The sequence below is a fragment of the Collinsella sp. TF10-11AT genome, assembly GCF_003437565.1.
Classification (GTDB): Bacteria; Actinomycetota; Coriobacteriia; order Coriobacteriales; family Coriobacteriaceae; genus Collinsella.
In genome coordinates, this window is record NZ_QSQW01000022.1 from 1 (window position 1) to 11565 (window position 11565).

The 11565-nt window shown below is 59.6% G+C and carries 10 protein-coding genes; 6 read left to right on the top strand and 4 right to left on the bottom strand.

What is annotated here, in order from left to right:
* Positions 1-97: 97 nt before the first annotated feature.
* Together DXC99_RS10035 and DXC99_RS10040 are read right to left on the bottom strand one after the other, a co-directional pair.
* Positions 98-838, bottom strand: coding sequence for an ATP-binding cassette domain-containing protein (locus DXC99_RS10035; protein WP_117769450.1), 741 nt, complete (start codon positions 836-838; stop codon positions 98-100).
* Positions 839-843: 5 nt separating this feature from the next.
* Positions 844-3066, bottom strand: a complete 2223-nt coding sequence (locus DXC99_RS10040; RefSeq protein WP_117630073.1) for a hypothetical protein — start codon at positions 3064-3066, stop codon at positions 844-846.
* A 552-nt stretch (positions 3067-3618) separates the two neighbouring features.
* On the opposite strand from DXC99_RS10040, the gene DXC99_RS10050 reads away from it, so the two are divergent.
* The 6 genes from DXC99_RS10050 to DXC99_RS10075 all read left to right on the top strand — a co-directional run bounded on the left by DXC99_RS10050 (position 3619) and on the right by DXC99_RS10075 (position 8224).
* Complete coding sequence (locus tag DXC99_RS10050; protein WP_006235293.1) at positions 3619-4131, top strand: DUF2975 domain-containing protein; 513 nt, start codon at positions 3619-3621, stop codon at positions 4129-4131.
* Between the two features lie 9 nt (positions 4132-4140).
* A complete protein-coding gene (locus DXC99_RS10055) occupies positions 4141-4392 on the top strand; it encodes a helix-turn-helix transcriptional regulator (RefSeq protein ID WP_006235292.1) in 252 nt (83 codons plus the stop codon).
* A gap of 18 nt (positions 4393-4410) precedes the next feature.
* Positions 4411-5118 (top strand): site-specific integrase, encoded by a 708-nt coding sequence (locus DXC99_RS10060; protein WP_255360342.1) that lies wholly within the window; start codon positions 4411-4413, stop codon positions 5116-5118.
* Between the two features lie 396 nt (positions 5119-5514).
* Positions 5515-5802: an ACT domain-containing protein gene (locus DXC99_RS10065; protein ID WP_006235289.1), complete on the top strand. Its 288-nt coding sequence runs from the start codon at positions 5515-5517 to the stop codon at positions 5800-5802.
* 74 nt (positions 5803-5876) lie between these two features.
* Positions 5877-7295 carry a citrate synthase gene (locus tag DXC99_RS10070; protein WP_117630075.1) on the top strand — a complete coding sequence of 473 codons (1419 nt, stop codon included), beginning with the start codon at positions 5877-5879 and terminating at the stop codon, positions 7293-7295.
* 86 nt (positions 7296-7381) lie between these two features.
* Positions 7382-8224, top strand: a complete 843-nt coding sequence (locus DXC99_RS10075; protein WP_117630076.1) for a Cof-type HAD-IIB family hydrolase — start codon at positions 7382-7384, stop codon at positions 8222-8224.
* Between the two features lie 119 nt (positions 8225-8343).
* Here the strand turns inward: DXC99_RS10075 and DXC99_RS10080 are convergent, their stop codons facing one another.
* Both DXC99_RS10080 and DXC99_RS10085 read right to left on the bottom strand, forming a co-directional pair.
* A complete protein-coding gene (locus tag DXC99_RS10080) occupies positions 8344-9138 on the bottom strand; it encodes a Cof-type HAD-IIB family hydrolase (protein ID WP_117630077.1) in 795 nt (264 codons plus the stop codon).
* A gap of 206 nt (positions 9139-9344) precedes the next feature.
* Complete coding sequence (locus DXC99_RS10085) at positions 9345-11165, bottom strand: adenine deaminase (RefSeq protein WP_117630078.1); 1821 nt, start codon at positions 11163-11165, stop codon at positions 9345-9347.
* Positions 11166-11565: the final 400 nt, after the last annotated feature.

Below are 11565 nucleotides of genomic sequence, written 5' to 3' on the forward strand. Positions count from 1 at the left end.
AAGATACGTGCGACGGGGGCGAGGCGAATGGCTGAGCGGTATCGATACGCGGGTTCAACGGTATCACATTGGCCACATAGATTTTTAACTTGCATTTCTACCCGCCCTTTTCGTAGAGTCGCCGATACGTGCTTAGCGCACCCTCGGCGCGTCCGGCAGGCTTTGCGAAATGGGATCCAGGAGACTTCGGCGCAGCATCATCTTGCGGAATGCTTCTAATGAGCCTCCCATCCTTCAAAAACAGAATCTCATCGCACAGCCTATCGACCGAATCCAAGATGTGGGATGACATGATGATGCACGTACCAGAATCGGCCAGCTTCCTGAGAATCTCGGAATGCAAGTCCACCCTGCTGGGGTCGAGCGCGTTCATGGGCTCATCTAATAGAAGGTACCGCGCGCCCGTCGCATACGCAATCGCCAGGGTAAGCTGCTGCTTCATGCCCTGGCTCAGAGTGCGGATCCTCATCTTCGCGAACTCGCCTATCTGCGTTTGTTCCACTATCTCTTCGATATCGCGAGCATGCGGCCACATATCGCAAACCATCTTGAGGTGATCTTCCGCACGCAATCCGGGATACAGCAGCGTCCCCTCACCAGGTGCATAGAAGATCATAGAACGGACCTCTCTCGCACCCGTACCCTGCACCTCATCCAGAACGATGCTCCCGTCCACGCGAGGACCCGGCAAACCTGCCATCGCACGCAGCAACGTCGTCTTTCCATGCCCGTTCGGAGCGACGAGACCGTAGACCGTACCCGGGGCAAACTCAGCGTTCACCGAATCTACGAGCACCTTCTTTCCATAAGAGATCGTCAGCGTTTGAAGGTCAATCATCGAGATCATCCCCTTTCGATCTTTGGAACACTCAGGCGCACCATCAACGGAGATACGGCGCCCAAGACCACCAGCAGAGCGCCCGATGCGCCGACGACCTCTCCAAAAGGCATCGCGTTCGTCCCTCGCCCAAGGAACCCAATCGTCCCCACCTGGGAAGCGGGATCAAACGAGGCGAATGGAGCCAGCAGCGCGACGCCCATGCCCACGCTTTCAACATGAGCGCTCAACGAACCCAACACCAAGAGAACCGCGCAAACCATTCCGGTGACAACGGAGTTGCGGCTAATCGCTGCTGTCAACGCAGCGACGACGGAAATCACGCCGTATGCCATGACCAGCAACGGAATACTGCACAACACCGCCTCCCCCACCGTGGACGTTGTCGAAGCTCCCGCCCGAATGAGAGCGACGGGATACTCCGATCCACCCGCACCGTTCTTAATCACGGACACAACGACAGCGGGAACCATCGACACCAAAAGCAGCACCAAGCCAAGCAGGAGAGCCAGCGCAACAGCCGTCAGAAAACGCACATGCGCTGTTGCGGGGATCTGGAGAACCAGAAGGGAACGACACTGCAGGTGGGTGCACGCGAGCGATGTGACAACCACGGGCAACAGCAAAAATAAGGAGGGAAGCGCTGCCTGGAGATACGAAAGGAGGATTAATGGGGGCATCTTCGTACTTAACTCGTAAACCTTGGGGTCCGGCAAGCTCGCGATCGACTCAAGCAGAAGGGCGCGCGCCTCCGCACGAGAAGGAGTCTCCGGCTCGATTCCGATCGATTGCAGGAGAGTCGCATCTGCCGCGCCCAGCTCACCTCGAGCGCGCTCGTACGTCGCAAGGCTTCGAAACCCCTCCGCAGGCATAGGCGCGTACACGAAACCCGAAAGAGCATCCCGCATGTCTTCCAGGGCCGCTTTGCCCTCGACGTCCATATTCGCAGCGTTCTGCTCTAGATACCGATCTATTGAACGGAGCTCTCCATCCCTATACCGAACAGCGGAAACGTTATCAGCGTCAGGAAACATCTCGACCAGAGCCGGGGCCAGCATCGTCGTCGACATTGCAATCGCGCATACGGCGAGGGTAGGAGAACGCAGGAGCAGTTTCCCCATCGTTCTTACGTATGCAACGGCGAAGGCACAAGCGCTCGAACGAGTTGCCGTTCTCGATGCAGTGAAGGAACCTCTCTCAAGACAAATCGGGGATATCGGGCACGCGCAGCCGCTCTTTCCAGCAACGCAAAGCAGGCTAATTGCCAGCACCTCGATCCCGATTGCGCATACGAGGGCAATCGCGCCACGCTCGAAGCAAAGTCCAGGCAGATTCACTATCTGCGTTGTCGGGTACGGGCTATAGGCGCCGACGGTCAACTCAGTGTTCGCATACGTAAGGGGATTCAACAGGGCGAACTCACGTAAAGCGATGGATCTTCCGTAATACCCGGGAACCATCGTCACCCCCATCAGGGCACATACGAACACGATTCCAAGCGTAGGGTTATTGGCAATCTTCACGGCAAGGTGAACGACAAGCGAGATGAACGCTGCCACCAAGAATTGCAAGATGGCCGTCTGCGCGAACACCAGCCAAGCCGGTTTGATAACCGGAGTCGCATATTGAATGTAGCCTATCGGATAGAACGGCGAGCCCGGGCCATTCTTCACAAGCGCGGCGATTATCCCTGGAAGATTGATGGCGAGGACGGCAAGCATTGCAAAAACACTCGCCCATACGCTCGATGCAACAAGTCTACCCAGCTCGCCCATCGGTGCCTGGATGATGAGCTTTTCACGTTTGTTAAGACGCGCGGCAAGGAACGAGACGGCAACGGCCGTTGCGACCCATAGCAAGTACTCCTTCGATCCGTCATAATAGGTGTACTCTCCATCCGATATCTGCAGAAACGGAAGTAGGGGAGAGAGCGGTGCCAAGATAAGACGTCCCGCGGCAAGAGGGTACAGAAGCGCGGGCATGCTTGATGAAGAGGTACAGACACCGTCCTCCCCCGCATTCACAAGCGCATCCGCATAGGATGCTGACAATTCCTGCTCAACACGGGTTATTCCCGACTCGAGGTATTCGACCCGTCCGTCGATGCCAGCCGCGCTCCTGAAGACGGGCAGAGCACAAAGAACCATCAACGCAACAACGACAACACAGAGCGACCTGGAGGAGAGAAGCGACCTAAAGATCGCCTTCGAGATTTTGAGCATATTCATCGCCAACCTTAACCTCATCCAGTCGGAACAGAAGGGCCGAACAAAATGCTCGGCCCTTCCTCGCATCTAGTAGGTGCTATAGACAAATTGCCATTTATCAGTTGTGCCAAGAACACCACAGGAGCACATTGCAGCGAGGCGGGATTCCCTATGATGCGCGGATCGGCGATAGCCATTTCGGTAGGAAATCGTCTTGTAAGAGATGTTGAACATCGAGATGCTGTGCCCGCTTACGCCGCGAGGACAGCTGTAGCTCCAGTAGGTATCGACGACGTCGTCCGTATACCCGAGGGGCTCAACGAGGGCACACTGGCTGCTCTCATGGGAAGGAGGCATCGGGGTATCCGCAAAAGCGGGGGCTCCCGGCAGCAACAAACAAAGAGCGAGGCCGAGGAAAACCAAGAGCTTACACGACTTAACAGTACTGAACATAATCCTCTCCAATCTAGAGGGGTTTCGGTTGCAGTATGCTGTGATTACTTGCCGGCAAAGTCAATTTAACATAAACTGTTAAAAAGTAACCTGAGTTTTTTAAATTCTTCGGAGGTTATTATGAGTTCCGACAATCGCACTCCCCGGCTTCATTCCTTCCGCATCGCATGTGCGATAGCCTCTGCGACCCTTTGCGCCACCGCCATCGCACAAGTGGCGTTCTCCTTAAAGCCAGCAATCGAAGTGCTCGACAACCCTGTAATTGCAGACTCCCCCGCGTATCCAGCCCTTGCGATCTCGACATTGGTCCCTGCCGTCATCGGTATCGCTACGACCATCCTCAGCGCCGTTCTCGTGTGGACGATCAAGAGCGGAGACCCCTTCAAGAAAGGGTCTGCGACATGCTTGAAGGTGCTCGGCATTCTCTTCGTTGTTCAAGCTGCCACCAGCCTCTACGCCGGCTCACTCAAAACCTCCGTTTCGATGTTTGGCGGCGAGGGGGCCGTCGGCGCCCAAGAGATCGCTTCATCATTCGATTGGACCTCTCTGGTTCTCGGCATCGTCCTGTTCATGCTTTCCCAGCTCTTCTTGTACGCCCGAGAGCTGTACCTCGACTCCGACGAGATTGCGTAAGGAAACGCCATGCCCGTAATTGTTCGCCTCGACAAGATCATGGCCGAGCGAAAGATTTCCTCGAACGAACTTGCCGAAAGGATTGGAACCACGCCCGTGAACCTGTCCCGTATTAAAAAAGGGCATATTCGCGGCATTCGCTTCAACACACTCGAGCAGCTATGCCTCGCCCTTCGTTGCCAACCCGGAGACCTTCTCGAAGTCATGAGCGAAGAGGATGCCCGAAAGGAGTTCGGACTCGATTGGTCCGCCGAGGATTAGAGGGCGGTCGTACTCGCCCTGCACACGGGGATGCGAATCGGCGAGGTCTGCGGCCTTCGGTGGTGCGATGTGGATTTCGAGACGGGCCTGATCTCGATCAGACACTCGGTGGCGTACGCGAAGGGAATGGGTTCGTTCATCAAGGACACCAAGACCCATGACGCCAGGGGTATCCCCATCGACCCGGTCGGCCTACTCCCCTTCCTGAAGGAGACCCACGAGATCGACTGCGGAAAGCTGCGCTTGCGCGGCCTTACCGGGGCGGTCGAGATCGGGGACTGCTACATCCTGTCGGAGCCGGGCGCGACCTTCGCGACGACAAGCTATATCCGCAGGGCGTTCAAGACGTTCTCGGAGACCAACGGCCTCATGGGCACCAACGATGAGCTGATCACGTTCCACGGCCTTCGCCACACGTTCGCAACGCAGTGGATCCGCCAAGGCGGCGATATCAAGGCGCTCCAATCGATCCTCGGCCACAAGGACGCCATGGCGACGCTCAACGTCTACGCCGACATCGAGCCCATCTCCAAAATCCATAACATGCTGCGCGCCACGCCGTGCCTTTGGCGCGGGCACCTCGGGCCGAGGGTCGATCCGGGTCCAATGTTCCAACAGAGGATCCAGGAGTCCATCGAGACGCTCCAGGCGTTCGGCTACGGCATCACCGAGCCGGACGACCGAAATATCGCCATACGCGACGTGAAGACGAACAGTTGGCTCTAGCTCACCGAGTACGCGGCAGTGCTGGGCCCATCCCAACTGAGGTCACGGTGGTCCGATAGGGGCGCCGCCCGCGGCATGCGCCGCGGAGCGGTATCCCCTACCGAAGGGCGGGGATGCCCTCCGCTTCCAGTTCGGAATCAGCCGTCGGAGGCGTTCGGCTGACTGCGGGAACGGCCTGTCCGCTCAATGTGTTCGGCTGAGATCGGAAATCAACCCAACACGAGCCGGACACGCGCCAGACGGCTCTTCCCCGTGCGGCCTTCCCCCTTACGCTCATGTTGCAGGCATGTAACGCCGCAGCGAGCGCGCCTTTTTTGCGCCAGACAGGTACAATGATGAACACTGTACCGTAGCGGAGCGCCCCGCGCGCGCCGCAATCACGCGAAAGGGTTTCCCATGGCCGAGATCTCGTCCTCCCGTATCGTCATCACCGTCCTTGGCAAGAACCGCCCCGGCATCGTCGCCGGCGTCACCCGCGTTCTGGGCGAGGCCAACGTCGACATCCGCGACATCACGCAGTCCATTATCGAGGACATCTTCACCATGACCATGCTGGCCGACACCGCCGAGTCCAAGCTCGACTTTGCCGAGCTGCAGAAGGCCCTGGCCGAGGCCGGCGAGCTTTCGGGCGTCAACGTGTCCATCCAGCGCGAGGACGTCTTTAACTTTATGTACCGCCTGTAGCGAACAGGCTGCGTGGAGACGGCCCAACGTGCGCCCAGGCGCAACGTCACCACATGGCCCGGAGAGGAGCGCACATGGCCTACGACGCCAAGAAAATCTACTACCGCTTCGACGACCACCTGAGCCGTCTGGTCTTGGATTACGAAGCAAGCCGCCAGATTTCGTCTGAGAGCGAAAACCTCTACCACGGCCTGCCGACCGACCCTTATGACGAGGGCCTGTTTGTTGAGCACAATGTCAAGCGCGGCCTGCGCAATGCCGACGGCTCGGGCGTGGTCGCGGGCCTCACTCGCATCTCGGATGTGCACGGCTACAACAAGGTCGACGGAAAGGTCGTGCCCGATCAGGGCAAGCTCACGCTTCGCGGCTACAGCATCGAGGATCTGGTCAACAATGCCCAGGCCGAGAATCGCTACGGCTACGAGGAAGTCGCCTATCTGCTTATCACGGGTTCGCTACCCAACAAGGAAGAGCTCGACGGCTTTTGCGAGCGCCTGGGCGCCTTTAGACATCTGAGCGACGAGTACGTCAAAGAGTTCCCTATGACCACGGTGTCGTCGAGCATCATGAACGTGCTCCAGCGCGCCGTGCTGCTGCTCTACGCCTTCGATGCCGAACCAGACGTGATCACGCCCGAGCACGAAATCGACGTCGCCATTTCCATGCTCGCACGTCTCCCGCGCATCGCCGCCTTCGCACACATGGCCTCGATCGCCAAGCTTCGCGGCTCCGAGGTTCACGTGCCGCACCCCACGCCCGGTCTCTCCACCGCCGAGACCATCCTACAGGTCCTGCGCGGCGGCATGGCATTCACCCGCGATGAGGCGATGCTGCTCGACGTTATGCTCATGCTGCATGCCGAGCACGGCGGCGGCAACAACTCCACCTTCGCCTGCCGCGTGCTGTCCTCTTCGGCAACCGACCCGTATTCCGCTTACGCCGCGGCTATCGGCTCGCTCAAGGGCCCGCGCCACGGCGGTGCCAATGCCAAGGTCGTGTCTATGCACGAGGACATCCGCGCGCATGTCTCCAACTGGGAGGACGAGGACGAGGTTGCAGCCTACCTGGGCAAGATTCTCGACAAGCAGGCCTTCGACGGCACGGGTCTCATCTACGGTATGGGCCACGCCGTCTACACGCTGAGCGACCCGCGTGCCGAGGTGTGCCGCCGTTACGCGCGCTCACTGGCAGCCAAGAAGGACTTGGGCGAAGAGTTCGCACTCATCGAGCGCATCGAGCGCCTGGCACCGCAGGTGATGCGCGACCACGGCATGACCAAGCCCATCTGCGCCAACATCGACCTGTACACAGGCTTTATCTACAAGATGCTCGGCGTGCCCGAAACGCTCTTTACGCCGCTATTCGCCGTCGCCCGCATGGCCGGCTGGTCGGCACACCGCATGGAAGAGCTCTTCTGCGCGCACCGTATCATCCGCCCCGCCTATCGTCCGGTGATCGAGCCGCTGGAGTACAAGCCGCTCGCCGACCGCTAGGACGCGGACCGTTATAGAACTCGAGCGTGGCCAGGGACCCAAGCCCTCGGCCACGCTTTTTATGCCAGTAGAAAGGACCGCATCAAATGATTGTGTTTTCCGATATGGATGGGACGCTGCTGACGAGCGATAAGCAAATGAGCGATGCCACCTGGGCGATGCTCGACGAGCTCGCACATCGTGGCATCGAGTTTGTTCCCTGCACGGGACGTCCACTGTCGGGCATCTTTGAGCCCATTCTCGCCCATCCCGCCGTGCACTACGCGGTCTGTGCCAACGGCGCCAGCGTCTGGCAGCTCGACGAGGATACGCCCACCGACGCCTCGCGCGCCACGTGCATCTTGAGCCGTCCGCTCGACCGTGGCATTGCCCACCGCATCCATCGCATTGCCGCCGGCCACGATGTGACCTTCGATATCTTCGCGGACGGGCAGTGCTTCCTCCCCCGCTCGCTCTACACGCGCCTGGACGAATTCTGCGGCGGCGACCCCCACATCGCGGCTTCGCTCAAGCGCACACGAACACCGATCGACATGAATATCGACAGCAAGATCGACGAGGTCGAGACGCTCGAACGCATCGCCATGTACTGGCACGACCCGGCCGATCGCGACGCCATCGCGGCGGAGCTCGACACGCTCGGAGGCATTGAGGTCACACGTTCGTACGCCATGAATATCGAGGTCATGGGCGAGGGCGCCACCAAGGGAACGGCCCTCACGTGGCTATGCGAGCACTTGGGCGAGCGTCTCGCCGACGCCTGGGCGTTCGGCGACAACATCAACGACATTCCCATGCTGCAGGCAGCAGGCCACGGCATGGCCATGGTCAACGGCGAGCCCGAAGACCGCGACGCCGCCGACGCCATCACCGAGTTCGACAACGACCACGACGGCGTCGCCCGCACCATCATGGCCGCCCTCGCCTAGTCATTGGCCAGTCACTGGGGACGTTCTTGAATGACTAGTCGTTGGGGACAGTCTTCGCGAAAAAGCTGCAAGGACTGTCCCCCACTGCCGGCAGAAAAGGAACGTCCCCATCTGCCGGATTAAGCGAGACTCTCCAGCACGCGACGGAGCTCCTGCTGGACGGCGTGGTCGCGATTACAACCCACCACGCGATCGGCCACCGCCTTGAGCGCGGGGCGCGCGTTTCCCATCGCACAGCCCGTACCGACAAAGCGAATGATCTCGTAGTCGTTCATCGAGTCGCCAAACGCCATGACCTCGTCGCGTTCGACGCCATAGTGCTCCATGAGCTGTGCGATGCCCGAGGCCTTCGACACACCGGGCTGCATGGCATCGATCCACGCGTTGCCCGAAGGCGCAAAAGTAAAGAGCTGACCGAGTTCACGCTGCAGTACGTAAGCGCTGTCCATAACGGCACCGTCATCGCAAAAGATACTCGCCTTGATGATATTTACGCTGGGATCGGGCAGCTCCCAAATACGCTCGGCATTGGGAAGGTCCTTATCGACCTCACGCACGAACTTGCACTCGTCATCGAGCAAGAAGGACTTGGTTCGGTCAAAAAGCGCAAGATGCAGATTGGGAAACGTCGCGACGGCTTGGGCGAGCCTTCGAATCGCCAGGTGCGAATACACCTCACGGTCTACCATCTTGCCGTCGGCGAAGACCTGGGCACCGTTAGCGGCGACAAAGTCCATCTTGTCGCGAACGGGCGCAAAGAACTCGCACAGGCGATCGTAGCGACGACCTGACGATGCGGCGAAATGCACGCCATGCTCGCGTAGCGCCAGAATCAGTTCGTAGGTCTCGGGAGGCACCTGGCCGTTTTCGTCAAGCAACGTGCCGTCCATATCGGATGCAATCAGTTTAAACATAGAAAAGCTCCCTTCGGGCTTGTTGGAATCGAACGTGTATCCGATTCCAACGTACCCAAAGGGAGCTCAAATAAGACTCCGCGGGCGTAAACGTTACAAGGACCTGGCAAATAGCTCACACATGCCAGAGGTCTCACGGTCGCGGCGTCAGGCGACACGCCAAAGAGTGTCCCCAACGACTAGTCGTTTAAGAACGTCCCCGATGACTAGTCGGCGTAGGTGAAGGTTGTAACGTCGAACATGCCCTCGGGGCGGATGCGGAGCGTCGGGATCACCGGCAGGGGCAGGAAAATGATGCCCATGATGGGGTCGAGCGGCGGCTCAATACCCATGGCGCGCGCCTTGACCATAAAGTCGTCGTGCTGCGCGGCAACGTCCTCGGCCGTACCCTCGCTCATAAGGCCACCGAGCGCCAGCGGAATGCGCGCCACGACCTCGCCGTTGCGCACCAGCACGTGGCCGCCCTGGCCCACGGCCTCAACGGCAGCCATCATATCCGCCGCATTGTCGCCCACCACGCACACGTTATGCGAATCGTGGCCGATCGTGGAGGCAATGGCACCACCGGTGATGGTGAAACCGCGCACCCAACCGCGACCGATATGCTTGCCGACCAAGCCCAGACCGGCGGGGCCGTCGCCGTCGACACCCTCGACCTGCAACGACACGCCACGGCCATGGCGCTCAATCAGCATAATGCGGCGCAAGTCCTCGTCAGTCTCGGGGCGAATCATGCCCGTGATAGCCATGCCCGGGATCACATCGATAACGGCCTCGCCCGGCTTAAAGGCATAGTCGAACACATCGAGCGAAAGCTTCGGCAGCTTAACGGAGGCACGCAGCTCATCGGCAAGGGCCGCAACCTCGGCCATCTCGGGTGCAATCTCGCCCACAAAGGTGCCGTCCTGCGCCACCAGGGCACCGGCGGCATATACGCGATGCGGAGCCGTGGCAAACGTCAGATCATTGAGCACCAGCAGGTCGGCACGCTTGCCCGGGGCAATCGCACCGCGTAGCTCGTACGGGTCGCGGCAGCCGTGATCCAGGCCAAACGCCTCGGCCGTGGAGAGGGACGCCATAGAGATGGCAACCACGGGGTCAATGCCGGCCTCGATAGCCACACGGCAGGCGTTGTCGATCATACCGGTCGAAAGCGCGTCGGAGGGAGCACGGTCGTCGGTCGCAAAGCAGCAGCGGCGGGCACGGGCGGGGTTTTCCAGCAGCATCGGCGACAAGTTGGCCAGGTCATGGCTGCACGTACCCTCGCGCAGCATCACATACATGCCGCGGGACAGCTTGTCGAGTGCCTCCTCGGGAATCGTCGACTCGTGGTCGGCGATAATGCCCGCCGCGGCATAGGCGTTGAGGTCCTTTCCGGCAACGAGCGGCGCGTGGCCGTCAACCTGCTTGGACGGCGTCTGGTTGGCAGCATCGATGCGAGCACAGGTCTCGGGGTCGCCCATAAAGACGCCCGGCAGGTTCATCATCTCACCCAGACCGAAGACATCGCCCGGATACTCGGCAAAAAACGCCTGCATATCGGCGGCGGTAATGACGGCACCGGCCTGCTCATCGGGCAGCGCGGGCACGCACGAGGGCATCATGTACTTGATGGAAATGGGCGCGCGACGGCCGTCCTCGATCATAAAGCGCAGGCCGTCCAGGCCGGAAACGTTGGCAATCTCGTGGCTGTCGGCAATGGCAGTGGTGGTGCCGCGCGTCGCCGCCATGCGCGCATACTCAGCAGGGCGGATGTTCGAAGATTCGATATGCAAGTGCCCGTCGATAAAACCGGGGGCAAGATAGCGGCCCTGGCAGTCGATGACTTCAGCCGCCTCGTAGGTGCCAGCAGCGTCATCGCGACCGTCGTAGAGCACGCCGACGATTACGCCATCCTTGACGGCAACGCTACCGGGCGCCACGCGCTGGCCATATACGTCGACAATCTGCGCATTGGTAAACAGCGTGTCGACGGGCACGCGACCCTCGGCAGCGTCGATCACAGACCTCATGACCTCAACGGACATACATACTCCTTTAACCGTAGAAAAAAGCTGCGGGGCGGACAGACCTTCACCGCAGCAAACCAATAGCCATTGTATGCCCAAAAGAAAGTCCCGCTAACACCCCTTCCGCTTAACGGCACACGCCGCTTGGCGCAATGGGGACAGGCTGCTTTGTACCAATGACAAGGAGTGTCCCAAAGTGCCGGCACAAAAGGAACGTCCCCAAGTGCCGCAAAATGATGAGAGTGGATAATCTCCCACTTTGAACCCCAAAGCAGGCCAAAAACGGAAGATTATCCACTCTCATTCTGTGGGCACTCATTTAAGTCTGTCCCCAATGAGTGCACCTAACTGCCACCTACAACAACGGAAGCGCCGATGTCTTGGCAACGACAGACACTATGACCCAATCCGAGGGCAC